Origin of the sequence: Rhizobium binae, from assembly GCF_017357225.1 — a bacterium.
Lineage (GTDB): Bacteria > Pseudomonadota > Alphaproteobacteria > Rhizobiales > Rhizobiaceae > Rhizobium > Rhizobium binae.
Genome location: NZ_CP071605.1, coordinates 405,845 through 431,841, shown reverse-complemented (window position 1 = coordinate 431,841; position 25,997 = coordinate 405,845). Strand labels below are relative to the sequence as shown.

23 protein-coding genes are annotated in these 25,997 nt (G+C 61.7%); 13 read left to right on the top strand and 10 right to left on the bottom strand.

Going from position 1 to position 25,997, the window contains the following annotated elements; genetic code table 11:
• Nucleotides 1-4 precede the first annotated feature (4 nt).
• Nucleotides 5-886, top strand: a complete 882-nt coding sequence (locus tag J2J99_RS23975; RefSeq protein WP_168301168.1) for an ABC transporter permease — start codon at nt 5-7, stop codon at nt 884-886.
• A 250-nt stretch (nt 887-1,136) separates the two neighbouring features.
• Here the strand turns inward: J2J99_RS23975 and J2J99_RS23970 are convergent, their stop codons facing one another.
• The 4 genes from J2J99_RS23970 to J2J99_RS23955 form a co-directional block, all read right to left on the bottom strand.
• Nucleotides 1,137-2,537, bottom strand: coding sequence for a sensor histidine kinase (locus tag J2J99_RS23970; RefSeq protein ID WP_168301170.1), 1,401 nt, complete (start codon nt 2,535-2,537; stop codon nt 1,137-1,139).
• Nucleotides 2,527-3,195 (bottom strand): response regulator, encoded by a 669-nt coding sequence (locus tag J2J99_RS23965; RefSeq protein ID WP_168301171.1) that lies wholly within the window; start codon nt 3,193-3,195, stop codon nt 2,527-2,529. Before J2J99_RS23965 ends, J2J99_RS23970 begins: the two co-directional genes overlap by 11 nt.
• A 96-nt stretch (nt 3,196-3,291) precedes the next feature.
• Complete coding sequence (locus J2J99_RS23960; protein ID WP_168301172.1) at nt 3,292-4,128, bottom strand: carbohydrate-binding protein; 837 nt, start codon at nt 4,126-4,128, stop codon at nt 3,292-3,294.
• Nucleotides 4,129-4,195: 67 nt separating this feature from the next.
• Nucleotides 4,196-5,992, bottom strand: a complete 1,797-nt coding sequence (locus J2J99_RS23955; RefSeq protein WP_168301174.1) for a heparinase II/III domain-containing protein — start codon at nt 5,990-5,992, stop codon at nt 4,196-4,198.
• A gap of 213 nt (nt 5,993-6,205) precedes the next feature.
• On the opposite strand from J2J99_RS23955, the gene J2J99_RS23950 reads away from it, so the two are divergent.
• The 7 genes from J2J99_RS23950 (at nt 6,206) to J2J99_RS23920 (ending at nt 14,275) form a co-directional block, all read left to right on the top strand.
• Nucleotides 6,206-7,162, top strand: a complete 957-nt coding sequence (locus tag J2J99_RS23950) for a carbohydrate ABC transporter permease (protein ID WP_168301176.1) — start codon at nt 6,206-6,208, stop codon at nt 7,160-7,162.
• On the top strand, nt 7,159-7,995 hold the full coding sequence (locus tag J2J99_RS23945) for a carbohydrate ABC transporter permease (RefSeq protein ID WP_168301178.1): 837 nt from the start codon (nt 7,159-7,161) through the stop codon (nt 7,993-7,995). The genes J2J99_RS23950 and J2J99_RS23945 overlap by 4 nt, the downstream gene beginning before the upstream one ends.
• Before the next feature lie 4 nt (nt 7,996-7,999).
• Complete coding sequence (locus J2J99_RS23940) at nt 8,000-9,172, top strand: glycoside hydrolase family 88 protein (protein ID WP_168301180.1); 1,173 nt, start codon at nt 8,000-8,002, stop codon at nt 9,170-9,172.
• A 15-nt stretch (nt 9,173-9,187) separates the two neighbouring features.
• Nucleotides 9,188-10,297 carry an ABC transporter ATP-binding protein gene (locus J2J99_RS23935; RefSeq protein WP_168301182.1) on the top strand — a complete coding sequence of 370 codons (1,110 nt, stop codon included), beginning with the start codon at nt 9,188-9,190 and terminating at the stop codon, nt 10,295-10,297.
• Between the two features lie 18 nt (nt 10,298-10,315).
• On the top strand, nt 10,316-11,029 hold the full coding sequence (locus tag J2J99_RS23930; protein WP_168301186.1) for a DUF624 domain-containing protein: 714 nt from the start codon (nt 10,316-10,318) through the stop codon (nt 11,027-11,029).
• 35 nt (nt 11,030-11,064) lie between these two features.
• On the top strand, nt 11,065-12,339 hold the full coding sequence (locus tag J2J99_RS23925) for an ABC transporter substrate-binding protein (protein WP_168301188.1): 1,275 nt from the start codon (nt 11,065-11,067) through the stop codon (nt 12,337-12,339).
• A 76-nt stretch (nt 12,340-12,415) separates the two neighbouring features.
• Complete coding sequence (locus J2J99_RS23920) at nt 12,416-14,275, top strand: DUF2264 domain-containing protein (protein WP_168301190.1); 1,860 nt, start codon at nt 12,416-12,418, stop codon at nt 14,273-14,275.
• On the opposite strand, the gene J2J99_RS23915 is transcribed toward J2J99_RS23920, so the two are convergent.
• Together J2J99_RS23915 and J2J99_RS23910 are read right to left on the bottom strand one after the other, a co-directional pair.
• Nucleotides 14,272-14,805 carry an HIT family protein gene (locus tag J2J99_RS23915; protein WP_168301193.1) on the bottom strand — a complete coding sequence of 178 codons (534 nt, stop codon included), beginning with the start codon at nt 14,803-14,805 and terminating at the stop codon, nt 14,272-14,274. The two genes, J2J99_RS23920 and J2J99_RS23915, sit on opposite strands and share 4 nt — an antisense overlap.
• Before the next feature lie 18 nt (nt 14,806-14,823).
• Nucleotides 14,824-17,178, bottom strand: coding sequence for a PAS-domain containing protein (locus J2J99_RS23910; protein ID WP_246735434.1), 2,355 nt, complete (start codon nt 17,176-17,178; stop codon nt 14,824-14,826).
• A 256-nt stretch (nt 17,179-17,434) separates the two neighbouring features.
• Between J2J99_RS23910 and J2J99_RS23905 the strand changes: the two genes are divergently transcribed.
• Nucleotides 17,435-18,538, top strand: a complete 1,104-nt coding sequence (locus tag J2J99_RS23905) for a flavodoxin family protein (RefSeq protein WP_168301195.1) — start codon at nt 17,435-17,437, stop codon at nt 18,536-18,538.
• 54 nt (nt 18,539-18,592) lie between these two features.
• Here J2J99_RS23905 and J2J99_RS23900 read toward each other — a convergent pair whose 3' ends face one another.
• From J2J99_RS23900 to J2J99_RS23885, 4 genes are all read right to left on the bottom strand, one after another.
• Entirely contained in the window at nt 18,593-19,012 is a 420-nt protein-coding gene (locus J2J99_RS23900) for an HD domain-containing protein (RefSeq protein WP_168301202.1), read from the bottom strand.
• A 5-nt stretch (nt 19,013-19,017) separates the two neighbouring features.
• Nucleotides 19,018-19,344, bottom strand: a complete 327-nt coding sequence (locus tag J2J99_RS23895) for a DUF2934 domain-containing protein (RefSeq protein WP_168301205.1) — start codon at nt 19,342-19,344, stop codon at nt 19,018-19,020.
• 45 nt (nt 19,345-19,389) lie between these two features.
• Entirely contained in the window at nt 19,390-19,746 is a 357-nt protein-coding gene (locus J2J99_RS23890; RefSeq protein WP_168301207.1) for a hypothetical protein, read from the bottom strand.
• An 83-nt stretch (nt 19,747-19,829) separates the two neighbouring features.
• Entirely contained in the window at nt 19,830-20,120 is a 291-nt protein-coding gene (locus tag J2J99_RS23885) for a hypothetical protein (RefSeq protein ID WP_168301209.1), read from the bottom strand.
• Nucleotides 20,121-20,472: 352 nt separating this feature from the next.
• Between J2J99_RS23885 and J2J99_RS23880 the strand changes: the two genes are divergently transcribed.
• The 4 genes from J2J99_RS23880 to ydiJ all read left to right on the top strand — a co-directional run bounded on the left by J2J99_RS23880 (nt 20,473) and on the right by ydiJ (nt 25,976).
• On the top strand, nt 20,473-20,787 hold the full coding sequence (locus tag J2J99_RS23880; protein ID WP_168301210.1) for a co-chaperone GroES: 315 nt from the start codon (nt 20,473-20,475) through the stop codon (nt 20,785-20,787).
• Nucleotides 20,788-20,835: 48 nt separating this feature from the next.
• The gene (gene groL / locus J2J99_RS23875; RefSeq protein WP_207600977.1) at nt 20,836-22,464 is read left to right on the top strand and encodes a chaperonin GroEL; all 1,629 of its coding nucleotides are present in this window, start codon (nt 20,836-20,838) and stop codon (nt 22,462-22,464) included.
• Between the two features lie 57 nt (nt 22,465-22,521).
• Nucleotides 22,522-22,788: a hypothetical protein gene (locus tag J2J99_RS23870; RefSeq protein WP_168294275.1), complete on the top strand. Its 267-nt coding sequence runs from the start codon at nt 22,522-22,524 to the stop codon at nt 22,786-22,788.
• Between the two features lie 119 nt (nt 22,789-22,907).
• Nucleotides 22,908-25,976 (top strand): D-2-hydroxyglutarate dehydrogenase YdiJ, encoded by a 3,069-nt coding sequence (ydiJ, locus tag J2J99_RS23865; RefSeq protein WP_168294274.1) that lies wholly within the window; start codon nt 22,908-22,910, stop codon nt 25,974-25,976.
• Nucleotides 25,977-25,997: the final 21 nt, after the last annotated feature.

The window sequence follows — 25,997 nt, the reverse complement described above, 5'->3', positions numbered from 1 at the left end:
TATCATGGCACACACGACTTTCGAGGCCGGTTCGGCCGCTATGTTTCGTCCTGGCACGTCCGATGCCGAGATCGAAGCCTCCGCACTGAAGGCCATGCGCCGGCGCGATGCGCTGGTGCGCTTCTGGCAGATCGCCATTCTGGTCGCTGTCATCGGCATGTGGGAGCTCGCTTCCAACATGCAGTGGATCGATCCGTTTTTCTATTCGAGCCCGAGCGGCGTCCTGCAGCGTCTCTATGAGTGGGCAACAGAGGGCACGACCGAAGGGTCGCTCTGGTATAATCTCTGGGTGACGATGGAAGAGGCGCTGATCGGCTTCTTCGCCGGCTCGATCACCGGCGTCTTCGTCGGCATCGGCCTCGGCCGCAACCGCTTCCTGTCGGACATCTTCTCCGTCTACATCAAGGCGATCAACTCGATCCCTCGCGTGGTGCTTGCGCCGATCTTCATCATGATCATGGGCCTCGGGCTGCCGTCCAAAGTGGCGCTCGCCTTCATCATGGTGTTCTTCGTCGTCTTTGCCAACGCCTTCCAGGGTGTGCGCGAGGCCGACCGCAACATGATCGCCAATGCCCGCATCCTCGGCGCTTCGGATTGGCAGGTGACCCGTACGGTGGTCATTCCCTCGGCGATGAGCTGGATCTTCGCCAGCCTGCACGTCTCCTTCGGCTTTGCGATCATCGGCGCGATCGTCGGCGAATTCGTCGGCGCGCGCTTCGGCATCGGCCAGCTGATCTCGATCGCCAAGGGCACCTTCGATGCGGCCGGCATGTTCGCTGCAATCCTCCTCGTCATGGTCGTCACACTCGTTGCCGAATACATCATGACGCTGATCGAGAACCGCCTGGCGAAATGGCGGCCGCAGCAGCACCTCGACACGCAGTAATCAGATCGGCCTCCCTCCCAAGGCAGATCAAGGGAAGGCCGGGTGTGAAGCCCGGCCATCCTGCGTTTGATGACAAAGTCAGCCCACTTCGTCATGCTAGGGCTTGTCCCAGGGCTTGTCCCGAGCATCTGCCTTCGGTCGATTGGGCGGCAGTTCCTCAAGGCCGAGGATCACGCCGAATAGCGAGCGAGGGTTGCCACCAACCCGGTTACGGCGCCAGATCCGGCGCATTTATCGAGGCGCTTCGCGTCTATGCAAGCGGAAGCCGCACGGTCACGACGAGACCGCCGCCTTCCGCATCACCGAGCGACACCGATCCTCCAGCGCCTTCGACGACCTCGCGGACGATCGCGAGGCCGAGGCCGCTCCCCTCGCTTTCGGTTCCCATGATCCGGTAGAAGCGTTCAAACACCTGGTCGCGCTCACTCTCGGGAATGCCTGGCCCGTTATCCTCGACGGTGATGACGGCGCTTCCGCCCGACTGCCCGATCGAGACGGTCACCCGTCCATCCGCGCCGCTATAGCGGATCGCGTTGTCGATGAGGTTGACCAGCATTTCGCGCAGCATCGTGCCGTCGCCCTCGACGATGACGGGGCGGTCCGCTTCCAGGCCGACATCGATATTGCGCTTCAACGCCTCTTCGGCCTGCGCTTCCAATATCTCACGGGCGGCCTTGCTGAGATCGGTCACGTCGCTGCGCGGACGCCGGCTGCCGGGCTCGGCCCGCGACAAGGTCAGGAGTTGGCCGGCGAGGCGCGAAATCTGCCTGGTGCTGGACCGAAGCGCGGCAAGCGCCTCGTCGCGGCGAGCCGCATCGCTTTCGCGGGCCGCCACGCTCGCCTGCGTCGAAATCAATGCGAGCGGCGTTCTGAGCTGATGCGCCGCATTCGATACGAACCGCCGCTGCGCGGCCATCTGGCTCTGCACGCGCTCCATATGGTCGTTCAGCGCATGGACAAGCGGGCGCAGTTCGCTCTGCACCATCTCCGGCGGCAGCGGATCGAGACGGTTGCGGCCGCGCTCCCGCACCGCGTCCCGCAGCCTGAGGGCCGGCGCAAGGCCACGCTGCAGACCGAGAATGGTCACCAGGCTTGCAAGGAAGACCAGCACGAACTGTTTGGAAAAATCCGAAAGCCACAGCTGCCTTCGCATCGCATGCTGGCTGTTATGCGTTACCGCGACGGTCACGGAGATCGTGCCGTCATCGGGAAGTCCGACCACGGGATGGTCGAGCATCAGGACGCGCACATCGGCGCCGTGGAAGGCGCGATCCTCGCCGACGCGCTGGGCTGTTGGCAGCGGCAGGTCGGGAAAGCCGCTCACCAGATTGCCCCACACGGTGATCACCTGATAAAAGACGCGGTCGCCGAAACCCGTATCGAACATCTCGAGCGCTGCGGGCGGCACATCGACCTGGACATTGCCGCCCTCATCGACGCGCACCGCCTCGGCAATGACCCGGGCCGAGGCCAGTAGCGTGCGGTCCGTCACCAGTTTCGCCGTCGCATCGGCCGACCAGAAGCTGTCGTAGAGATTGAAGGCGATCGCGCCGAACAGCGTCAGCAGCACCAGCGACAGCAACTGCACCCTGAGGCTCTGGCTGAGCCGGCCGATGGCGGCGCCGGTCTTGCTGAAGACGCTACTGAACATGTCTGAGGAGATAGCCGAGGCCGCGCAATGTCGCGATCTGCACGGAGCTGGCCTCGAGCTTCTTTCGAAGCCTATGGACATAAATTTCGATGGCACTCGGATCCGCCTCGTCGTCGAAACCGAAGACGCTTTCGGAAAGCGCGGCCTTCGAGACCGTGTTGCCCTGCTTCATGACCAGTTGCTCGAGAACGGCATATTCGCGCGGCGTCAGTTGCAGCGGCTCACCTTCGACGAAGAACTGCCGCGTCCCGCCGGAAAAGCGCAGGTTCCCGACCGTGATCTCAGACGAGGCCCGATCCTGCCCGCGGCGCACCACCGCCCGGATCCTGGCTTCGAGTTCGGCAATTTCGAAAGGCTTGGCGAGGTAATCGTCGGCGCCGCTGTCGAGCCCGGCCACGCGGCCGTCGAGACTCGCATTGGCTGTCAGGATGATGATCGGGAGCTTGTTGCCGGACTGCCTCAGCCGCTTCAAAAGCGTCAAGCCGTCGAGCTTGGGCAGCGCAAGGTCGAGTATCATCGCCGAATACTCGGCGACCTTCAGCATATGCTCGGCATCCTCACCGTCATGGGCGATATCGATGGCATATTGCGCCTGCCGCAGGGCCTTGCCCAGCCAGGCCGCCAGATCCTTGTTATCCTCCACCACAAGCAGTCGCATCCGATCCCCTTAGCACGTGGGGATGGGCTAGCGGAAGCGGCCCGTTGCCGCCGCTGGCGAGCACCCGCATTCATGCTGATCAGGAGAGGCTCACATCTAGGCGTGCTCGTCAGCGGCGGCAACGACGACGTCCAGATTTCCGGCGCGCGGCGCCTCGGTTCCCCAGATTTCGATCTGCGTCAGCGCCGGAAAGGGTGAGACATCCTCGGCTTTGATCAGGCCATGCAGCTCGACCCATTCGACGAGGCAAGGCTCGATCGGGAAACCCTGGGCGGCGCCTGATTTGACCAGCGGGAAGGAAAAGGTCTTGCCGCTCGAGAAGGTGACGCTTGCCTCTTCCCACCAGGAATCATGCGGAAAATCGGCGCGGAGATAGAAGACAATCTCGTCGATCCGCACGGGCCTGCCGAACTCCACCGTCAGCGCCGCTTGCGGATCACGATTGATGCCCCAGCTCGTATAGGGCCAGAAGCCGTGATCATCATTGGCCTTTTCGCCGTCGATGGCGTTCCGGGCGGCAAAGACCGCTTCGCCCCGGGTTTCGACATTGGCGCGCGCATGCGGAAACAGCGTCCGATTGGCGTGATCATCCCAGGGATTGAGCGCCATATTGCGCCGGTGCGCGATCTCCCCGTGCCGCGCCCTGCGCACCGACAGCCGGTGGATATCGCCTTTGAAGGCGTTCGGGGAATAGGGCCGGCGCCTGTCGCCGAACGGCACGGCAAGCGAATAGGAGCACTCCTTCATATAGACCAGGCCGGGCTGGATCGCGCTGTCCAGCGCGAGGAAGACATGTCCGGGCTGGGAGGCCTCAACGACCACCTGCTCGCCTTCGCGATAGCTTTGGCGAAAGACCAGGAAGGTCTCATCCTGCCCTGTGGAGCTTGCCAGGACGAACCCATCGGCGTCCACGATCTTCAGCGTCAATTCCATGCTCGCCCTCCTCAGAGCATGATGCCGAAAAGCGTCAGCGGTTTCGGTGCCACCATGCTCTAACCATTTAATTTATTCGCAATTTCAGGAGCCTGCCGGCAAACGGCAGACGCAGCCGGTAAAGCTTACCGGGCCAGGCCGATCTCAGCCTGGCGTCATTGACCTCGATCTCGTCGATTTCGATCGTGTCGGCGCCGTCCACGAAAATGCTGCCGAGATCTGCGAGATCGATCCTCTCCGCGGTGACGGTCGGCGCAAGGCACGTCATCAGCGACAGCACCGCCGATCGATCTCCGTCATAAGCATCGACAATCTCCACATGCCGGCCGCGCTGTAGAGAGACGGTGCGGCGATAGCTGCGCAGTTGTGCTTCCGCGGGATAGGCGCCTGATATTTCCATCGAGGCGCGCGCACTCGCCTCACCGAATTCGACTTCGACTTCCCGGGCGCCAAAGGCTTCGCCCGCGGACTGCATGACACCTTCGAATGTCGGCAGGTTGTGATAGGCCGATTGCATCGTCCAGATCTCGTAGCGCCGCGGGGAGAAGGTCTTGGCCGTGTAGGTCTCGACGCCGACGTCGATCAGCAGCGGGCGTCCGGTTTTGTAGAGAGTCACGCTGCCGACATCGTTGTGATTGTGGCCTTCGCCATTGTTGCCACCCTTGACCGCAAGCGAAAACTGTTGGTCGCGCGCGATGAACAGGCCGATGCCGGGATAGAAAATATCGCCCTTGGGTGGTGTCGGTTTCGCTTCAGTCCGGGGGATCCGATGACCGACCAGCAACTCCTGCACGCGATACCAGAGGTTCCATTCCTCAGGCAGGTGCGGACGTTCGGCCGCAGCCCTGTCGGCCGCGGCGAAGTCCGCCAGCATCGGCGAACCGACCGCTTTTCCAAACAAGTACTCGCGTGCGCTGCAGGGCCCGACGACGGCGGAGGAATCCGCGAAATTGAAATAATGGCGGCCGGCCACATGCATATTGGCGATGTATTCGGCCATGTTGCGGATCTTCGGTTGCTGCCAGATCCCGGCAAACAGGCCCGGCGCTACGGTATCGAGAACGGTCACGGCGCCATGAAGACAGAGAGCGGCGTGACGGTAGTAAAGCACGCCCTCTTCGCAAGCCCCGTCGCCCGCATAGTCCTTCAGAAAGGCGTCGAGGCTGGCGAGCGCCTTCTCGACGACCGCCCGGCGCGTCGCCTGATCGGTCCTCAGAGAGAAGGTCGCCAGCAGGACGTTCTGGGTAATCCAGGCCGTCCAGTTGTTCATCCGCTCACTGCCGCGGCCCATCCACCAGAAATGCCGGCCGAGATAGGGCAGAAGAATGCGGCTCTCGATGTCGCGCCCTACCCGTGCCGAAATCTCCGGGCTGATGTCGTTGAGCGCCGTGCCCAGCAGGGCGACGATCGTTGCAAGCAGGGCCGCCGTTTCGGCGGCGAAGAGATCGATGACGGGCTGCGAGTTGTCGGGAAGCGGCAGACGCGCACCACTGCGTTCATAGGCATTGTGAGCCGGAAGCTGCCAGCCGCTCTCCTCCGCGATCAAGAAGATGCCGTCGACGATGTCAGGCAGGAACCGCCCCTCCCCCTCGATGAGTTCGCCCAGCACTAAATCGTTGAGCATCCGCCTTCGGGTGAAATAGAGTTCCTCAAAACGAGAGCGGTTGCCGGTCGCAGTATATTCCCGGTAATCGGAAGCGGTGATCAGAGGCCAGGCGCTCGCAACTGCAGCCTCGGCATCGCAAAGAACGGCATTGCGCAGGACCTGCGGCACCGCGCTCCAACTTTCGCGATCGGAACGGACCGCTCCGGGCGTGAAGTCGCCCAAGAAGTCCGGCAGTTCCCCTGAAATCTCGCTGAACATGTTCCTCCTGCGCCGGAAAGCCTCGACGAGCGTCTGGTCTCTTTGCTCACCTATCATATGTTTCTGGCGCTTTCCATTAAATTTGTATGACCTATTCAGAACTTGTTTGACCAATGCCGGATATGTGTTATGTCGTTGACTGAAGGGGAGCGGCGACGGAGGCATTCGCAAGCCGTCAGCTGCGGAAGGTCCGTCCAGGAGGAAGGCATTCTCGTGTCCATATCGAACTCGGTCATTGCGACGGATGCCGCTCCGGCAACTTCTGGCCGGAAGGCTGCAGTCCTGACCAAGCGGCAGCGCAAGATCCGCAGCGCCCTTGTCGCCTATTCCTTCATCGCGCCGAATTTCCTCGGCTTCGCGGTCTTCACGCTCGGTCCGATCCTGTTCGCCTTCGCCCTCGCCTTCATGCATTGGGACGGCTCGAATGCGATCACATTCGCGGGGCTCGACAATTTCTGGCGGCTTTTCGACGATAAGGCCTTCATCGCAGCCCTCTGGAACACGATCATTTATACGGCCGCCTCGGTGCCGGCGACGCTGCTTTGCGCGCTCGGCCTGGCCGTCCTCCTCAACCAGAAAATCGCCGGGCGCAACTTCTTCCGCACGGCGATGTTCTTTCCTTATGTCGCCTCGCTGGTCGCCGTCGCCGTCGTCTGGAACATGATCTTCAATCCCGAGATGGGACCGGTGAACATGGTCCTCTACACGCTCGGCCTCGACCCGAAGAACATGCCGGGTTGGGCGGCCGACCGCCGCTGGGCGATGGTGACGGTGATCCTCTTCGGCATCTGGAAGAACATGGGCTATTACATGGTCATCTATCTGGCCGGCCTGCAGGGCATCAATGCCGAACTCTACGAGGCCGCCGATCTCGATGGCGCCAATTCCTGGCAGAAATTCATCCATGTGACCGTGCCGCAGCTCGGGCCGACGACCTTCTTTGTCACCGTCATGCTGACGATCCAGTCCTTTAAGGTGTTCGACCAAATCTTCATGATCACCCAGGGCGGCCCCGGCACATCGACGCTCGTCCTCGTCTACCACATCTATAACGAGGCGTTCATTTCTTGGGATCTCGGCTATTCCAGCATGATTTCCCTGGTGCTGTTCTTCCTTGTGCTCGCGGTCACGATCGTCCAGTTCCGCCGGCAGAGGGAGGACGAGGCATGAGGATCGCCGGACGCAGGGTGACCGCCAAAACGGTCTTGCTCTATGTCATCGTCCTCACGGTGACGATGGTGATGCTGATGCCCTTCGCCTGGATGCTCTCGGCATCCCTGAAGCTTAGCCGCGACGTGTTCGCCTTCCCGATCGAATGGATCCCGTCGCAGCCGCAATGGCAGAACTACGTCGACATCTGGACGAAGATCCCGCTTGCGCTCTTCATCTACAACACCTCGAAGCTGACGATCATCGTCACGCTGCTGCAGCTTCTGACCTCCAGCTTTGCCGCCTATGCCTTCGCCAAGCTGAATTTCCCTCACAAGAACACGCTGTTCCTCGGCTATATCGCCACCATCGCCATGCCCTGGCAGGTCTATATGGTGCCGCAATTCCTGCTGATGCGGGAGTTCGGCCTCAACAATACGCATCTGGCGCTGATCTGCCTGCAGGCCTTCACCGCCTTCGGCGTTTTCCTGATGCGGCAGTTCTACATGTCGATCCCGACCGAGCTCTGCGAGGCGGCCCGCATCGACGGCATGAACGAATATCAGATCTGGGCGCGCATCATGCTGCCGCTCTCCAAGCCCGCGCTCTCGACGCTGACGATCTTCACCTTTGTCAGCACCTGGAACGATTTCCTCGGCCCGATGATCTATCTCACCAAGACAGAGCTGAAGACCGTCCAGATCGGCCTGCGCATGTTCATCTCGCAATATTCGGCCGAATACGGGCTCATCATGGCGGCCTCCGTCGTCGCCCTCGTCCCCGTTCTCGTCGTCTTCCTTGCTCTGCAGCGCTTCTTTGTCGAGGGCATCGCCTCGACGGGATTGAAGGGGTAAATCCATGAATGCCGTTTCAACAGTCGCCCCGCAGCCGATCACCGATAAGGAAGTCAACGCCGCGCTCGATCTTGCCGTCGAGCAGGTCAGGCGCAACCTTCCACAGTTCACCTACGCCGCGCAGAACCATTCGAGCGTCAACAACTTCTATCCCGCTGTTGCCAACGACCAGTGGACGGCCGGTTTCTGGCCGGGCGAGCTGTGGCTTGCCTTCGAGCATAGCGGCGATCCCGTGTTCCGGTTGGCCGCGCAGATCCAGGTCCAGTCCTTCCTGCATCGGATCGTCAACCGCATCGAGACCGATCATCATGACATGGGCTTTCTCTATTCGCCCTCCTGCATCGCCGCCTGGAAACTCGTCGGGGACGAGGACGGCCGCAAGGCGGCGATCCTCGCCGCCGACCAGCTGATCGAGCGCTTCCAGCCGATCGGCCAGTTCATCCAAGCCTGGGGCCGCAAGGGCAGACCGGAAGAATACCGCTACATCATCGACTGCCTGTTGAACCTGCCGCTTCTCTACTGGGCCAGCAGCGAAACGGGCGATCCGAAATACCGCGAGATCGCGCTCGCCCACGCTCGCACCACGCTCGCCAATTCGGTGCGGCCGGATGATTCCACCTATCACACTTTCTACATGGACCCGGTCACGGGCGCGCCGGTGCGCGGCGCCACCAAGCAAGGCTACCGGGACGACAGCGCCTGGGCGCGCGGGCAGGCCTGGGGCATCGCGGGCATGGCGATCTCCTATCGCTACGAGCGGATCGAGGAATATCGCCAGACCTTCGACCGGCTGCTCCCCTTCTATCTCAACCGGCTGCCTGCCGACATGGTGCCCTATTGGGATCTGGTCTTTTCCGATGGCGACAGCGAGCCGCGTGACAGTTCCTCGGCTTCGATCGCCGCCTGCGGCCTGCTTGAGATGGCCGACCTCGTCGATGCCGAAGCCGCCGAGCGCTACCGCATGCTGGCGCGGCGCATGATGAAGAGCCTTGCCGATCATTATGCGGTCAACGATCCCACCGTCTCCAACGGCCTAGTGCTGCACGCCACCTATTCGAAGAAATCGCCCTTCAACACCTGCCGCGGCGAGGGGGTCGATGAGTGCGTCTCCTGGGGAGATTATTATTACATGGAAGCTCTGACGCGCCTGTCGCGCCGCTGGTCTTCTTATTGGTGAGGTCAGGAGAAGCCGATGGCCAGCATTTCGCTTAAAGAGCTGAACAAGACCTACGGCGCGCTCACCGTCGTCCACGATATCGATCTCGAGATCGCCGATAAGGAATTCATCATCCTGGTCGGCCCCTCCGGCTGCGGCAAGTCCACGACGCTCAGGATGATCGCGGGTCTCGAGGAGATCTCAGGCGGGGAGCTCCGGATCGGCGGCGACGTCATGAACGACGTCCCCTCGAAGGATCGGGACATCGCCATGGTTTTCCAGAACTACGCGCTCTACCCGCATATGACCGTCTACAAGAACATGGCCTTCGGTCTGCAGCTGCGCAAAGTGTCGCGCGATTTCATCGATAAGCAGGTGCAGGATGCCGCCAAGATCCTCGACATCACCCATCTCCTGAACCGCAAGCCGAAAGCGCTTTCGGGCGGGCAGCGCCAACGCGTCGCGCTCGGCCGCGCCATGGTGCGCAACCCGGCCGTTTTCCTGCTCGACGAGCCGCTGTCGAACCTCGACGCCAAGCTGCGCGGCACGATGCGCTCGGAGATCACCAAGCTGCACAAGCGCCTCGACGCCACCTTCATCTACGTCACCCACGACCAGGTGGAAGCCATGACAATGGCCGACCGGATCGTCGTCATGAAGGACGGGCACATCCAGCAGGTCGACACGCCGCAGAACCTCTACGACCGGCCCGTCAACATGTTCGTCGCCGGCTTCATCGGCGCACCGCAGATGAACATGCTGCCTTCGACCATTCAGCGCCGGGGCGAGGACTATGTCGCCGTCTTCGATGGCCGCGAGCTGCCGCTGCCTGATCATTTCGACAAGAGCAGGATCGCTCCCTACGAGGGCCGCGAAGTGGTGCTCGGCATCCGCCCGGAGAACTTCCACGAACTGCCGCCGGCCGACATTCCGGCCGAGAACCTGGCGCCTTTGAAGGCGGTGGTCGAACTTGCCGAACCGATGGGCTCGGAAGTGCACCTGAACATGGTGGCCGGCGGACGCAATCTCATCGCCCGCGTGTCGCCGCGCTTCCGGCCCGATATCGGCGACGAGGCGACGCTTGTCGCCGACATGAGCAACGCGCAGCTGTTCGACAAGGAAACCGAACGATCGATTCTCTGCTGAGCACTTGGGGAGACGGCCATGCAGTGGTTGCGGGACATGTGGACGAAGGAGGGGCCGGGTATTCCGAAGGATGCGCCCGCGAAGACCGGCCTTGCCCTCTTCGCCGACATCCTCGCCCGCGAATGGTGGGAGTTGGTCAAGCTCAACATCCTGTTCATCCTGGCCTGCCTCCCCGTCGTAACGCTGCCGGCGGCAATCGCCGCCATGGCCCGGGTCTCGGTGGCGTTCGTCGAGGATCGCAACACCTATCTGCTCAGGGACTTCACCGAAGCATTCCTGCACTTTTTCTGGCGCGCCACCGCCTGGGGTCTGGCGCTGACGGGCGGGTTCGCGCTCGGCATCCATGCAATCCTCACCTATGCAGCCAGCGCGCGTGACAACCTGGTGCTCGCCGCACCGTTGGCGGTCGCGCTTGTTGCCACCGCCTTTCTTGCGGTCACCGCCTGCCATCTCGTCGTGCTGATGGTGATGCGCGACCTGCCGGCGCTGCGGCTCCTTCGCCTCGCCGCGCTCGCCTCCGTCGCCCGCCCGCTGCCGGCGCTTGCCGCCCTCGCCGTCAACGCCGCCCTGTGGCTGGCGCACATCCTCTTCTATCCGGTTTCCGTGTTCATGCCGGCGACCTTCAATTTTTCACTCGGAATGTTCGCCGTCGCATTCGGCGTCCATCGGGCAGTGGTGTTGGTTCTGGACCTGCCAGAGGCAATGCGGCCGCACCGACACTTCATAAAATAACTGATCCAGAGACGATCCAGGGAAGGAGAACAGGAATGTATTTGGACAAATTCGGAAGGACGGTGAAACTTGCCGTGGCAGGTTTCACTCTGGCCGCGACGACGGCCGGCGCAGCGCTGGCCGAGGATGCCGTGACGCTCAAATGGGCTTTGTGGGACTGGGACAAGACCGCCTATTATAAGCCGCTGATTGAAGCCTATCAGGCCAAGCATCCGAACGTGAAGTTCGAGCCGATGGATCTCGGCTCGCAGGACTACCAGCAGATGATCTCGACGCAGCTGACCGGCGGCTCGAAGGATATCGACATCGTCACCATCAAGGACGTGCCGGGCTATACCAATCTGGTGCGCGCCGGCAACATCGCCGATCTCAGCAGCTTCCTGAAGGATCAGAAGATCGATCCGGCGCCCTATGGCGGCCTGATCGAGGAGCTGACCGTCGACGGCAAGATCTATTCGCTGCCGTTCCGCTCCGACTTCTGGATCGTCTATTACAACAAGGAGATCTTCGACAAAGCCGGCGTCCCCTACCCCACCAACGACATGACCTGGGCGCAGTTCGACGCGACCGCCGAGAAGCTTGCAGGCGGCATGGGCACCAACAAGACTTATGGCGCGCTGCTGCACACCTGGCGCTCAACTGTCCAGCTGCCCGGCATCCTCGACGGAAAACACACGCTTGTTGATGGCGACTACGCCTTCCTGAAGCCCTGGTACGAGCGGGCCCTCACTCTGCAGAAGGATGGCGCGATCCCCTCCTATGCCTTCCTGAAGACTTCGAACACGCATTATTCGGCGCTCTTCTTCAACGGCACGATCGGCATGCTGCCGATGGGCACCTGGTTCGTCGGCACCCAGATCGCCAAGGTCAAATCGGGTGAATCGAAGAGCAAGAACTGGGGCATCGTGAAGTTCCCGCATCCCGATGGCGTGCCAGCCGGCACCACCGCCGCGCAGATCTCAGGGCTGGCGGTCAACGCCAATTCCACCCACAAGGATGCAGCCCTCGATTTCATCAAGTTCGTCACCGGCCCCGAGGGCGCGGCCGTCATCGCCTCGACCGGCACCTTCCCGGCGCTGAAGACGGCTGACGTCAGCGCCAAGATCGCCTCGACGCCCGGTTTCCCCGAGGACGCGGCCAGCAAGGAAGCGCTGATACCGTCGAAAACCTATCTGGAGATGGCGGTCAATCCGAACGCCGCCAAGATCGAGGTCGTGCTCAACCGCGCCCATGACGCGATCATGACCGACAACACTTCCGTCGACGACGGGTTGAAGGAAATGACCGAGGGTGTGAAAGCCATCAAGTAACCTCACGAGATATCGGCGGCCGCGGGTCAACATCGGCCCGCGGCCGAATCTGTTTTCACGAAATTCCGAGCTGGCGATGATCTACGATCCCACCAAGGCCAACCCGCTCTCCGGCAATCCGCTGACGACACGCGACGATCTGGCCAAGGCCGTCATCGATCTCTTCAAACCGCTTCTGCCCTATTTCTCTGAGGGCGGCGCCCGCGTGCGCCTGGGTGCTGCCGGCGCGATCTTCGACCGGGCGGCGGCGGATCTGGAGGGATTTGCACGACCGCTCTGGGGCATCGTCCCGCTCGTCGCTGGCGGCGGCCATTTTCCGCATTGGAATCTCTATCGGAGCGGGCTGGCAAACGGCACCAATCCTGACCACCCCGAATATTGGGGCGATCTGGCCGACCGCAACCAGCGGCTGGTCGAGCTTGCCGCCGTCGGCTTTGCACTGGCGCTCGTGCCCGAACATATCTGGGAGCCGCTTGCTGACAACGAGAAGAAGACGGTCTCTGCCTATCTGGTCGCCGCGCGGAACCTGGAATTCATCGACAACAACTGGAAATTCTTCCGCGTCCTCATCGATCTCGGGCTGGAGCGCGTCGGTGTTCCGTTCGACCACGGCAAAACCATCGCCTACCTCGACGAAGCCGAGGCTTTCGATCTCGGCGAAGGCTGGTATCGCGACGGCCCGGTCAGGCGGGTCGATTATTACATCCCCTTCGCCATGCATTTCTACGGCCTGATCTATGCCGTGCTGGCGCGTGGAGACGAGGCGCGCAAGGAGCGTTTCCGCGCTCGCGCCGAAATCTTCGCCCGGGATATCCGCCATTGGTTTGGCCCTGACGGCGCCGCCCTTGCCTTCGGCCGCAGCCAGACCTACCGCTTTGCGGCCGGCGGCTTCTGGGGCGCGCTTGCCTTTGCCGGCGTCGAGGCGCTGCCCTGGGCTGAGATCAAGGGCTATTACATGCGCCATATCCGCTGGTGGTCGGCGCTGCCGATCGCCGACCGTGACGGCGTTCTCTCCATCGGCTACGGCTATCCGAACCTCCTGATGAGCGAGAGCTACAACTCACCCGGCTCACCCTATTGGGCGCTGAAATTCTTCCTGCCGCTCGCCCTTCCCGAGGACCATCCCTTCTGGGCCGCCGAAGAAGCGCCGCAGCCGGAATTCTCAGAGCCGGTGGCTTTGAAGCCGGCCGGCATGGTCGCCATGCACACGCCGGGAAATGTCGTCGTGCTCTCCTCCGGCCAGCAGCATGACAAGATGCGCGGCGCCAACGAGAAATACTCGAAATTCGTCTACTCCACCCGCTACGCTTTCAACATCGAGGCCGACGACCGGAACTTTGCCGCCGCGAGCTTCGACGGCATGCTCGGCCTCTCCGATGACGGCGTCCATTTCCGGATTCGGCAAACCCTCGAAGAGGCGCTGATATCGGGCGATCGGCTTTATTCGCGCTGGCGTCCGTGGAATGACGTCAGCATCGAGACCTGGCTCATTCCCGCAAACCCCTGGCATGTCCGCATTCACCGCATAACCACGCCGCGTGCGCTCAGCACCATAGAAGGTGGTTTTGCGATCGAACGCGCCGATTTCAATGCCGACCGATCCGAACAGGCGGAAGGCCGGGCTGTCTGGTACGGACAGACGGATGTCAGCGCGATCATCGATCTGTCGCCGTCCCCCCGCGTCGGGCATGCGATGAGCCCGATACCAAACACCAACCTCATTTATGCCAAGACAGTGCTGCCGCAGCTACGAGGCGAGATCGCCCCGGGGACCACACTACTCGCAACGACAGCGATGGCCTTGCCAGTTGGAGAGAGTTGGGTGATGGCGCTGAGCAATCCGCCGGTTCAACCGGAGCTAGACGAGCTGGAGAGGCACTTCCGCGAGAACGGCGAACGCGTACCAGCCTTCGTTCTCCCGCGGCGTGAGACCTAACGGCGTTCAGACAGCTCCAAACGATACACAGCACCGATCCGCTGGGCTAACTCCGCCATTTGATCGTCCGGCATCTGCAAAACGCCGTGTTCTGCCATCAGCGCGCGGTATTGCTGCTTCTCAAGAGGCACGCCAGGCGGCAAGGGAACTACGTGAAAATGCAGATGGCTGTTAGCCTGGTGGCTGCCCAGTGAAAGGACGTAAATTCGCTCGGCGTCGAACACGCTTTTAAGGGCGCGAGACAGAACGTGCACCTTCTCCTGCAGCCGAAGATATTCGTCTGTCGACATACCCCTCGCCAGATCCTCGCGATGCTCCCTCGGACAGACAAGGCAGTAACCGGGCAGGGTCGGATATTTGCTAAGGAAGATAATCGTCTCTTCGTCTTCGAAGATGCGATGATGAAAGTAAATTGGATCACCCTTGACCAAGCCGCATATAAAGCATGGTCTGATTGCAATGTCCCGCACATAGGTCTCGATATCAAATGGGTGCCGGTCGTCCGGTCGACCGCCTGACGTTTTTTTCATGACGAACCGCCTGGGTTCCTATCGCGTAGCGACGCGCAATTCATCCGATATCTCGGCACCGATCGGTATCCTGAGGGTAAACGTCGTACCGCTTCCGCGGCTGCTCGTCACCTCGATCGTTCCGCCATGAAGCTCGACGATCTGTTTGACGAGATTGAGGCCGATGCCGGTGCCGGCAATGCCTGTGGAGCTTCTGGCGCGGAAATAACGCTGGAACATCTTCGGGAGGTCGTCGGCGTCGATGCCGATGCCTTCGTCGCGCACGGTGATGCAGACGCTTTCTCCCTCCTGCCATCCTGAGACGTGGACGTTTGGAGAATCCGGCGCGTATTTGACGGCATTCGAGAAGAGATTGCTGAAAACCTGGTCGAGGGCGGGACGATCGCCGTAGATCGTTTCGGGAAGCTCGTCCAATTTCAGCAGAAAGCGATGGGACCGCCGGATGCTTTCCTGACGCCTGCTGCAGGTTTCGATGATTTCGGCAATCGAGCACGGCTTGGGCACGATGGTGATCCGGCCATGATCCAACCGCCCGGCAGCAAGAATGCTTTCCATCAGTTCGAGCATACGGGAAACCGAGCTGCGGATCTGGTCGGCCTTTTCGGCAAGGAATTCCGGCGTCGTCGCCTCCTTGCGCCGAGTGAGCCGCTGCGCCGCCCCGTCGATCACCGCCAGCGGGGTGCGGAATTCATGCGACGCCATCGAGACGAACTGGCGCTGCAACTCGTTGATCTGCTTTTCCTGTTCGAGCATGCGTTCGAGTTCTTCCGTCTGCCGCGCCAGTTCGACGGTGCGCGAGCGCACCATCTCTTCCAGCGTGTCGCGGTGCTGCAGCAATGCCTTTTCGGCGCGCTTGGCCTCGGTGACGTCGACAACGGCCATCAGCGATGCCGCCTTGCCCTTGTAGTTCAAGCACGTGGAATAGACGGCGACTTCAATGGCGCCGCCATCTGCCTTGAGGTGGCGGGAGGAGCAGGTCGTGGCGGCTGGATCCTCGGCGTCGAAGACGGCCGCCGTTGCCCGGTCGGCGTCCAGGGGCGCCTGGATGTCACCCAGCGTCATGGTCAGGAACTGCTTAAGACCGTAGCCATAGTGATCAATGGCGGCCTGGTTGACATGGAGAAATTTCAAGGTATCGCGGTCATACACCCACATCGGCATCGGATTGCCTTCGAACAGCAGCCTGAACGACGCCTCCTGCATCTTGAGATCGGTAATGTCGACCCGGATGCCGACGCTGCCCCCTTCGGAGATCCGGCGTTCCTCGATCCGGATCCACCGGTTCCCCGGCAGGCGCTGCTCGTGTTTGCTGGTGGGCGCGGCATGATGGGCCAGCCGCTCCTCAAGCCATTCCTCTTCGCGTCCTAGCGCGTCCGGATACTGGCCGCGTTCGAGGCCTGTACGCAGGCGCTCTTCAAAGCGCATCCCTTTGACAAGTATATCGCCGCTTTCGGCGTAAAGCTGTTCGTATCGGCGGTTCCACAGCACGAAGCGGTCTTCGGCGTCGAACAGGACGAGGCCTTCGGGGACGACTTCGAAAGCTGCCAGAAGCCGGGCATGCGCCGCTCGCGCCTCCTGCTCGGCGCGTTCTGCCTGGGCGTGCGCCTCTGCAAGAGCTTTTTCCGCGAACCAGGCCTGTGTGATATCCTCATGGGTCGATACCCAGCCGCCCTCCGGTGTGCGCTGATGATAACCGCGGATGATCTGGCCGGATTTGAGTTCCTTGATCCAATCCTGGGGCGCGTCGTCCACATTGGTCGCTTCGGCCCAAGCGAGATAGTCCGACGTGGAGGTGGCGGGAACGGCGCCGACCTCCTGTCGCAGATTCAGGATGTCTTCCAGTGACTGGCCCGGATGGATGACGGCGGGATCGAGTCCGTAAACCTCGGCATAACGATTATTCGAAAGAAGCAGCCGGCTATCCTCGTCAAACAGGCAGACACCCTGTCCCATGCTGGCAAGCGCCGTTTCGAGTTGCTCATTGCGCCGCCGCAGGCGCGCCTGCGCCGCGCCGAGCTCGATGTGTCGCTTGATGCGGGCGACGAGTTCGGCCGCGGACACGAGGTTGGAGATACAATCCACCGCACCGGCGGCAAACCCCGCAATCCTGCTTTGCTCGTCCTCAGGCGAGACCAGGATAATCACCGGGATATAACGCGTTACGGCGTTTTCCTTGAGACGCCGGCAGTCTTCGAGACCGTGTCCTTCCGGCGATAGGGCGTCGAGCAGGATAAGGTTCGGCAACGGCCGCTGGACGGCGCATTCATGAAATTCATCTCGATCGAGGTGAACGCCGAGCACGATATGGTGTTGATCAAGGCAATCGCCAATTCCGGGCAGGCCCGTCAACACCCCACCCATTGCTAAGATCATGTGCAGCTCGTCGGACAAGACTACTCCCCCGTTCGCCGAAAGTGAACGCGACCATAAGTCGTATGAGTTAATAAGCGACTTACCGCCGGTGGACATGCCATTCAGAGTCAGGAAATAGTTAGCGGGTGGCAGCTATTTCTTGAACTTGGGAAGAGTTTCGCTCTCGACACTCCGGTTGCATCGGCCATCGATCGCATGACGGGAACACAGTATCTGCCGGCGCGTTCAGCAAAGCACCGGCTTCAGGAGGTTCTCCATGCCAGCCAATGTTTCCACTTCAGCCTCCACTCTCGAACCGCGCAAGGGTAGCCCCAGCCGGCGGCTCGACGAGCATGAATTCAAGCGGCGCTTCCTCAATCAATTTCATGATCCGGCCTACGGCAAATTGCAGGAGGAGCTTGCGAAGCTCGCTTCGGCGGCCTGGGAAGCCTACGCAGATTCGAGAAAAAGCCCCAAGACCCGCAAGGCCGGACCCGGCTTCGCCGATCCCGATTATGATCTGGCTGAAGACTGGCTGGCGGCCCGCGACGCCATTCGTGAAGCGCAAAAGCGGCATGAGGATCCGAACGGGCCCACTCGTCTGCTTCTTGTCAACGGCTCGACGCGCAGCGAACACACTTGCCCGGGTGAGATTTCGAAGAGCTACCGCATGGTCGATATCGCCAGAGAGGTGCTGGAGCAGCAGCGCCATGTGACGGTCGAAATCCTCGACTTGAGTCGGCTCGCCTCGGAATACGGCAGGCAGATCCATCCCTGCAAAGCCTGCTTCTCCACTGCGGCGGCTCTCTGTCACTGGCCCTGTTCCTGTTATCCTAACTATTCGCTCGGACAGATCCATGACTGGATGAACGAGATCTACCCGATGTGGGTCGAGGCGCACGGCATCATGATCATCACGCCGGTGCATTGGTACCAGGCGCCGTCATCCCTGAAGCTGATGATCGACCGGCTTGTCTGTGCCGACGGCGGCAACCCGGATCCGACAAGCACCCATGGAAAACATGCCGGCCAGGCAAAACGGCTGGAGATGGACGGATGGCCCTATCCCCGCCATCTGGAAGGCCGCCTGTTTTCCGCCGTCGTTCATGGGGATACCGAAGGTGCGGAAGATGTCCGCAGGAACCTCTCGGACTGGCTGAAATCGATGGATCTTATACCCGCCGGGCCGCTTGCCGAAGTCGATCGCTATATTGGTTACTGGGAGCCCTATGCGACAAGCCATGCGACCTACGAAAGGGACCAGGCAATGCAGGAGGAGGTCCGCAACGCGGCCCGAACGCTGTACGAAGCCGCGACCGCCAAACGTCAAGGCCGCCAAATCGCTGCCGGCGCCGGCCTGCGGCAGCCGCGTCAGAAATAGCGCCGCGAACGACTCTTGCCGGCAGGACTTCGCTGCGACGGCAGAACGGAACACCTACTGTCGGTTCTCTATATCGCGAAGCAGATCCAGGCCGCGCTGATACTTCTCCTTGTCCTTGCCGGTCCGTTCGGCCTGCCGGAGATTGTCTTCGAGGTCGGCGCGCTTGACAGGCAACGCGAGCGGATTTGCGGACGCACGTCTGACGAATTCCTCGTCCGGTTCGTCGGGCCGCTGGGTCAACGCATCCACCGCAGAGATGATCGCCGCCGGGAAGCCTTCCTCTTTCAACCTGTCGATCGTCCAGCCACTGCCTTTTTCTGCGACGTCGTGAAGGTACGCGACGGTTCGCGACTCCTCGCCCGACACGAGCAGCGCCACCCGCTGACAGTGCTCGAAGAACGGCCGGCCGGTTTTATCCGTCTGTCCGTCATGTGCGTCCATAGCGATCTGCATGGCGTGGTCGAGATGCTGCATGACGATTACGGTCCTTCGGTTTCTCTGATCCTCTGCCGAGAAGACTTCTCCCCCGTGGTTATCTCGATATCGGGCGCAGCTGCTCCGGCGCCTTGACCACGTCCGAGGCGTGGCCGGTCGAAGTCGCCGCTTTCCCCGGCGCCTTGAAGCAGCGCCGCGTCGTCCCTGTCGTCTTGATCGAGTAGGTCCTGCAGCGTCTCGTGCTCGTCCTCGCCAGCCAGCTCGTCGCAAGCTTGCATCCAATGACGCAGGTCTGCCCCTTCAGGGCGGCCTTCTGCCTCCCAGATTTCGTAGGCTCGCCGGCGTATCTGTTCGTGTTTGTCTGTGGCCATGATCTTCTCCAGTTCCGACCTGACCTCGCCTCGAGTGGCGGTGTTTCAAGGCGTGTTGATGGTGGGAAGAAAATCCTCCACCTGCTTGCGGTTTTCCTTTGAAAGCGTCTCCACCCGCTCTTGCCAGAAGCGTTCGGCCGCCGGGGGATCCTTCTCCCATTGGCGAACAGTGGTGATGTTGTCGTCGATCTTGGACCGACGGCGTCCCCCGAGGCTCAGATACTGTTTCGCGAGTTTCAGGCTTTGAGTTTCAGTGCCGCAGTCGCGATCCAGTGTCGAATCTGCATTGCGCTGGGCTGCGTCCGATGCCCTCTGACGATCGGCCTCGGCCCGTTGCGTGTCGAAGGAACGCGCATCGTCGGTTCCGCTTTCGGGTGGCGTGCTGATTTTCGAAGTGGTCATGGATCACCTTTTGATGCTGTGATCCAATAACCTTCGCCGGCTGTCAGAGTTCCGCATGCCGGCGATTGATTTGCACGGGGCAATCAGTGAACGGCCATGCTGACCATGCGATAGGGATGCACGGCCTCGAACTGCGAGATCATCGCCGTCGCCTCGAGCAAGACGCGCTCGGCATTTTCGGGATCGTCCCGGGCCAGTTCGTCGGCGTTGACGCGGATCGCTTCGGCCATGTTGTTCGACAGCACAGCAAAGCGCATATTGCCCTCGACGAGGGCCTCTCGCGCCGTATCCTCCAGCGTACGAGCGATATCGACGAAAATTTCCTCGCGTTCCTCGATACTGAGATCTTTGATTATCTTGGTCTTCTCTTCCATGTCACTCACTCCTAAAGACGTGGGACGGTGATCGAGCTCATCGAGCCTCGATCGCCTGAGAGCTAGGAACGCCGATATCCGGATTCAAGCCGGAACCCAGTTTTGAACTCGTCTCCGAGACGAGAGGATGACCATCGTCATCAGGTCGAACGCAGGAGCCGGTCTTCTGTTCCCCGGGGGCCATTGGCAGTCAGCGGTAGCGAGTGCTAATTTTTCCGCGCCGCCCCTTGAAATCGAAAAACTACCGAACCAGATCAATCGCGCAAGGCGCGCGACCTTGCACCTGCCCGGACCTCGTTATCCGGCCCGGTCTGGCGAACAACGTCATCATTGTTTGTCGATGGAGGAAGACATGTCGTTCCGACCGCTTCATGACCGCATTCTCGTCCGCCGCGTCGATTCCGAGGAAAAGACCAAGGGCGGCATCATCATTCCCGACACTGCCAAGGAGAAGCCACAGGAGGGCGAGGTCATCGCCGTGGGCCCCGGCGCCCGCAATGATGTCGGCCAAATCCAGGCGCTCGACGTCAAAGTCGGCGATCGCATCCTGTTCGGCAAGTGGTCCGGCACGGAGATCAAGATCAATGGCGAAGACCTGCTGATCATGAAGGAAAACGACGTGATGGGTATCATCGAAGCTCAGAGCGAAGGGAAGCAGGCCGCCTGAGGCCCTCAGGACGTGGTCAATGCTAGCTGCCTATGAAGGAGTGAGGACATGGCTGCTAAAGAAGTCAAATTCAACGTTGAAGCCCGCGAGAAGATGCTGCGCGGCGTCGACATCCTGGCCAACGCCGTGAAGGTGACGCTCGGCCCGAAGGGCCGCAACGTCGTGATCGACAAGTCCTTCGGCGCCCCGCGCATCACCAAGGACGGCGTTTCGGTCGCCAAGGAAATCGAACTCGAAGACAAGTTCGAAAACATGGGCGCCCAGATGGTCCGCGAAGTCGCGTCGAAGACCAGCGACATCGCCGGCGACGGCACCACGACGGCGACGGTTCTCGCCCAGGCGATCGTTCGCGAAGGCGCCAAGGCCGTTACCTCAGGCATGAACCCGATGGACCTGAAGCGCGGCATCGATCTCGCCGTTACCGCCATCGTCGCAGAACTGAAGGCCAACGCCCGCAATATTTCCAACAACTCCGAGATCGCCCAGGTCGGCACGATCTCCGCCAATGGCGATGCTGAGATCGGCAGCTTTCTGGCGGAGGCGATGGAAAAGGTCGGCAATGACGGCGTTATCACGGTCGAAGAAGCCAAGACCGCCGAAACCGAGCTCGAAGTCGTCGAAGGCATGCAGTTCGACCGCGGCTACCTCAGCCCCTATTTCGTCACCAATGCCGACAAGATGAGGGTCGAGTTCGAGGATCCCTATATTCTCATCCATGAGAAGAAGCTCTCGAACCTGCAGTCGATGCTCCCGGTTCTCGAAGCCGTCGTTCAGTCCGGCAAGCCGCTCCTGATCATCGCCGAAGACGTCGAGGGCGAAGCGCTTGCAACGCTCGTCGTCAACAAGCTGCGCGGCGGCCTGAAGATCGCTGCCGTCAAGGCGCCTGGCTTCGGCGACCGCCGCAAGGCCATGCTCGAAGACATCGCCGTGCTCACCGCCGGCACCGTCATCTCCGAAGACCTCGGCATCAAGCTCGAGAACGTGACGCTCGACATGCTCGGCCGCGCCAAGAAAGTGTCGGTCGAGAAGGAGAACACCACGATCGTCGATGGTTCGGGCGCCAAGTCCGACATCGAAGGCCGTATTGCCCAGATCAAGGCCCAGATCGAAGAAACCACCTCCGACTACGACCGCGAGAAGCTGCAGGAACGCCTTGCCAAGCTCGCTGGCGGCGTTGCCGTCATCCGCGTCGGCGGCTCGACGGAAGTCGAAGTGAAGGAAAAGAAGGACCGCGTCGACGACGCCCTTCACGCAACCCGTGCGGCGGTCGAGGAAGGCATCCTGCCGGGCGGCGGCGTGGCGCTGCTGCGCGCCGTCAAGGCGCTTGAAAACGTTCAGACCGCCAATGCCGACCAGCGCGTCGGTGTCGACATCGTCCGCCGGGCACTGGAGGCGCCGGCTCGCCAGATCGCCGAGAACGCCGGCGCGGAAGGCTCGGTCGTCGTCGGCAAGCTGCGCGAGAAGAGCGAGTTCTCCTATGGCTGGAACGCCCAGACGGGTGAATACGGCGACCTCTATGCGCAGGGCGTTATCGATCCGGCGAAGGTGGTGCGTACGGCGCTTCAGGATGCCGCATCCATCGCCGGTCTTCTCGTCACGACGGAGGCCATGATCGCCGAGAAGCCGAAGAAGGAGGCCCCTCCGGCAATGCCCCCCGGTGGCGGCATGGATTTCTAACAGATGAGGCATCGGCCCGCACGCCCCGCCGGGCGGGCCTTTTTCGAGGGAATGAAGATGGTTCAAACGATCGCAAACCGATCGCAGGTGCCGCTGGACTCCCGCGATCTGGCAAGCTGCCAGCAAGTCTTCGACAAGCTCAGCGCCGGCTACGCGGTGGCAAGGGACAGCGACGAAGCCGAACGAATGGCGAGCATCATCATCGAGCTCTACCGGCAGGGCGTGCGCGACCCCAACCACCTGCAGGCGATGGTCGAGGCGGCCCGCGGGCTCTTCGAAACGGACGGTTCTGTCAACCGGCCGGCGGCTACGTCCACCGGTTGACAGGCCGCTGACGATGCCTTCAGGAGCGGCATAGGTTTGCCGCTCCCTCCGAAAATCGATTCCGATTTTCGGGCCGATGCGCTAGTGACGAGGCTCGAGTGCATTCTGAAGGTTTCGCAATGATTCCACGCCTCCCGTCGAAGGTTTCCATTCCCCTTCCAGCCGCGGGGTTTTTCCAGCGCCTCGTCGAGGCGGGGTTCGACGGCGATATCGAGAACGGGCCGGCAAGCCGAACCGCATTTTCGACCGACAATTCAATCTATCAGGTCGAACCGACCGGGGTCCTTTTTCCCAGAAGCGTTCAGGACCTGCAGGTCGTGGCGGTCGTGCTGGCGGAACCAGCCTTCAAAGGGATAAGTATCGCGCCGCGCGGCGGTGGCACCGGCACAAACGGTCAGTCCCTGACATCGGGGGTCGTGGTGGATTGTTCGCGGCACATGACCTCCATTCTCGACATCGATCCCGTTCGCGGGGTTGCGCGTGTCCAAGCTGGCGTTGTCAAGGATGAGTTGAACCGGGCCCTGAAGCCTTACGGCCTGTTCTTCGCGCCCGAACTTTCCACCTCCAACCGCGCCACCATCGGCGGCATGATTTCCACCGATGCCTGCGGCCAGGGTTCATGCCTCTACGGGAAGACCAGCAACCACGTCCTCGGATTGCGCATCGTCCTTATGGACGGGTCCGATTTCTGGTCGCGTCCGCTCGACCCAGAGGCGCTCGCAGCGATCGTCGCGCGCGAAGACCGCGTCGGCGATATCCACAGGACGGTCGAACGGATCGCGCGGGAGAAGCACGAGCGGATCGCCGAGATCTTTCCGAAGCTCAACCGCTACATGACCGGCTACGACCTCGCCCATATCAGGCGCGGCGACGGATGCTTCGACCTCAACGCCGTTCTCTGTGGCTCGGAGGGAACGCTGGCGATGATCGCCGAAGCCGAGCTCAACCTTCTGCCGATCCCCACCCATGCGGCGCTGATCAACATCCGCTACGAGGACTTCAACACCGCCCTGGAGGACGCGCGCGACCTCGTGGCGCTGAAGGTCGCCTCGGTGGAAACGGTCGACGAGACAGTGCTCGGCCTGGCGAAGAGCGATATCGTCTGGACCGGCATCGCCCGCTTCTTTCCCGACGATCCGGGCAGCGTGACCAGCGGCATCAACATCGCCGAAGTGCTGGCCGACGATGAAGACGAACTCGAGCGCAAGCTTGCGGACGTGACCGCCGCGCTCGACATGGGCGCCAATGCGCGCCATGCCGGCTATACGATCGCCCGGGGCCATGCCGACGTCGAGGCGATCTGGTCGATGCGCAAGCGCGCGGTCGGTCTGCTCGGAAACGTGGAAGGGTCGGTCAGACCCGTCGCCTTCGTCGAGGATACCGCCGTGCCGCCGGAAAACCTCGCGGCCTATATTCGCGAGTTCCGCGCGCTTCTCGATGGCGCCGGCCTTTCCTACGGCATGTTCGGCCACGTCGATGCCGGCGTCCTGCACGTGCGGCCGGCGCTCGACCTCACCCGCGACGACCATATCAGGCTGGTGCGCGAGATCAGCGACGCCGTCGTGGCCCTCACCCGCAGATATGGCGGCGTGCTCTGGGGCGAGCACGGCAAGGGCGTGCGGTCGGAATATGTGCCGGAATTTTTCGGCGATCTTTATCCCAGTCTGCAGGAGATCAAGCGGGCTTTCGATCCCGAGAATCGCCTCAATCCGGGCAAGATCGCAACTCCCTCTGCCGAGACGCTGACGAAGATCGACGATCTTCCATTGCGGGGAGATACCGACCGCATCATCGGCAATGAGATCCGCTCCGCCTTCGACAACGCCGCCTATTGCAACGGCAACGGCGCCTGTTTCGATTTCGACGAAACCAGCCCGATGTGCCCGTCTTACAAGGCGACGCGCGACCGGCGCCTTTCACCCAAGGGCCGTGCTGCACTGATGCGGGAATGGCTGAGGCTGCTTGCCGAAAAAGGGATCGATCCCCGTCGGGAGGCAACGCGCCTGCGGCGGAGCACGCCACTCGCCAGCCTGGCACGGCGCGCCTTCAACTCGCTGAACCCGGCAAACCGGGATGACTTTTCCCACGAGGTGCGCGCGGCGATGGATACGTGTCTGGCCTGCAAGGCCTGCGCGGGGCAGTGTCCGGTGAAGGTCAGCGTGCCGGCCTTCCGTTCCAAATTTCTGGAACTCTATTATGGACGTTATCTCCGTCCGCTGAAGGACCCGCTGGTCGCGGCGATCGAGACCACCCTGCCGCTGGTCCGGCGCATTCGGCCGGCCTATAACCTGGTCGTGGGCACGCCCGCCGGCAGAATGATAATGCGCATGACCGGACTGACCTCCCTGCCGCGCCTACCGCAGATCTCGCTCGCAAAGGAAGCGGCTCGCCTCGACGTGCCGGTTGCGAAGCCGCATTCGATCGAAGCCCTGTCGCCGCAGGAAAGGCAGCGGAGCGTGGTTTTCGTCGCCGACGCCTTTACCGCCTATTTCGATCCCGATGTCGCGCTCGCAGCCATCGGGCTCGCCCGGAAAATGGGACTGACGCCCTTTCTTTCAGCGTCCCACGTCAATGGCAAAGCGCTGCATGTCCATGGCTATCTCGGACGTTTCGAGGCTGCGGCAAAGCGGACCGCGCGTTATCTCCAGCGACTGGATGAAACCGGCGTGGTGCTGGTCGGGCTCGATCCGTCCATGACCCTCGCCTTCCGCAGCGAATATGAGGGATTGCTGAAAGCGACGGTCCTGCTTCCACAGGAATGGCTCGCCGCCAACCTCGAGCGGCTTACCGCTTCGCCTTCCGTCATCAAGGGCAGCAGCTTCCGATTGATGGCTCATTGCACCGAACGCACCAATGCGCCGGCCTCCGTCGCACAATGGCAAAAGGTGTTCAATAGCCTCGGCGTCGATCTTCAGGCAGCGCAAACCGGTTGCTGCGGCATGGCCGGCACCTTCGGACACGAGGCCCGCAACCGGCCGATCGCCGAGCGCCTCTACACGCTGAGCTGGAAACCGGAGCTCGATGCGGCTGGCGATGCCGATATCCTTATGGCGACAGGATATTCCTGCCGCTCCCAGGTGAAGGAAATCGACGGAAGGCGGATGCCTCATCCGCTCCAGGTCATCGCCGGGATCGTGTCTGAAAACGCCGAAATCCGGCAGTCACACACGGCAGCTCCCACGAGCTGACGACGAAGTCAGTTGCTGCGA

Excerpts from the sequence above, each read along its gene's own strand:
- J2J99_RS23975 (WP_168301168.1), top strand. The coding sequence starts at position 5 with ATGGCACACACGACTTTCGAGGCCGGTTCGGCCGCTATGTTTCGTCCT.
- J2J99_RS23970 (WP_168301170.1), bottom strand. The coding sequence starts at position 2,537 with ATGTTCAGTAGCGTCTTCAGCAAGACCGGCGCCGCCATCGGCCGGCTC.
- J2J99_RS23965 (WP_168301171.1), bottom strand. The coding sequence starts at position 3,195 with ATGCGACTGCTTGTGGTGGAGGATAACAAGGATCTGGCGGCCTGGCTG.
- J2J99_RS23960 (WP_168301172.1), bottom strand. The coding sequence starts at position 4,128 with ATGGAATTGACGCTGAAGATCGTGGACGCCGATGGGTTCGTCCTGGCA.
- J2J99_RS23955 (WP_168301174.1), bottom strand. The coding sequence starts at position 5,992 with ATGTTCAGCGAGATTTCAGGGGAACTGCCGGACTTCTTGGGCGACTTC.
- J2J99_RS23945 (WP_168301178.1), top strand. The coding sequence starts at position 7,159 with ATGAGGATCGCCGGACGCAGGGTGACCGCCAAAACGGTCTTGCTCTAT.
- J2J99_RS23940 (WP_168301180.1), top strand. The coding sequence starts at position 8,000 with ATGAATGCCGTTTCAACAGTCGCCCCGCAGCCGATCACCGATAAGGAA.
- J2J99_RS23935 (WP_168301182.1), top strand. The coding sequence starts at position 9,188 with ATGGCCAGCATTTCGCTTAAAGAGCTGAACAAGACCTACGGCGCGCTC.
- J2J99_RS23930 (WP_168301186.1), top strand. The coding sequence starts at position 10,316 with ATGCAGTGGTTGCGGGACATGTGGACGAAGGAGGGGCCGGGTATTCCG.
- J2J99_RS23925 (WP_168301188.1), top strand. The coding sequence starts at position 11,065 with ATGTATTTGGACAAATTCGGAAGGACGGTGAAACTTGCCGTGGCAGGT.
- J2J99_RS23920 (WP_168301190.1), top strand. The coding sequence starts at position 12,416 with ATGATCTACGATCCCACCAAGGCCAACCCGCTCTCCGGCAATCCGCTG.
- J2J99_RS23915 (WP_168301193.1), bottom strand. The coding sequence starts at position 14,805 with ATGAAAAAAACGTCAGGCGGTCGACCGGACGACCGGCACCCATTTGAT.
- J2J99_RS23910 (WP_246735434.1), bottom strand. The coding sequence starts at position 17,178 with ATGATCTTAGCAATGGGTGGGGTGTTGACGGGCCTGCCCGGAATTGGC.
- J2J99_RS23905 (WP_168301195.1), top strand. The coding sequence starts at position 17,435 with ATGCCAGCCAATGTTTCCACTTCAGCCTCCACTCTCGAACCGCGCAAG.
- J2J99_RS23900 (WP_168301202.1), bottom strand. The coding sequence starts at position 19,012 with ATGCAGCATCTCGACCACGCCATGCAGATCGCTATGGACGCACATGAC.
- J2J99_RS23895 (WP_168301205.1), bottom strand. The coding sequence starts at position 19,344 with ATGGCCACAGACAAACACGAACAGATACGCCGGCGAGCCTACGAAATC.
- J2J99_RS23890 (WP_168301207.1), bottom strand. The coding sequence starts at position 19,746 with ATGACCACTTCGAAAATCAGCACGCCACCCGAAAGCGGAACCGACGAT.
- J2J99_RS23885 (WP_168301209.1), bottom strand. The coding sequence starts at position 20,120 with ATGGAAGAGAAGACCAAGATAATCAAAGATCTCAGTATCGAGGAACGC.
- J2J99_RS23880 (WP_168301210.1), top strand. The coding sequence starts at position 20,473 with ATGTCGTTCCGACCGCTTCATGACCGCATTCTCGTCCGCCGCGTCGAT.
- groL (WP_207600977.1), top strand. The coding sequence starts at position 20,836 with ATGGCTGCTAAAGAAGTCAAATTCAACGTTGAAGCCCGCGAGAAGATG.
- J2J99_RS23870 (WP_168294275.1), top strand. The coding sequence starts at position 22,522 with ATGGTTCAAACGATCGCAAACCGATCGCAGGTGCCGCTGGACTCCCGC.
- ydiJ (WP_168294274.1), top strand. The coding sequence starts at position 22,908 with ATGATTCCACGCCTCCCGTCGAAGGTTTCCATTCCCCTTCCAGCCGCG.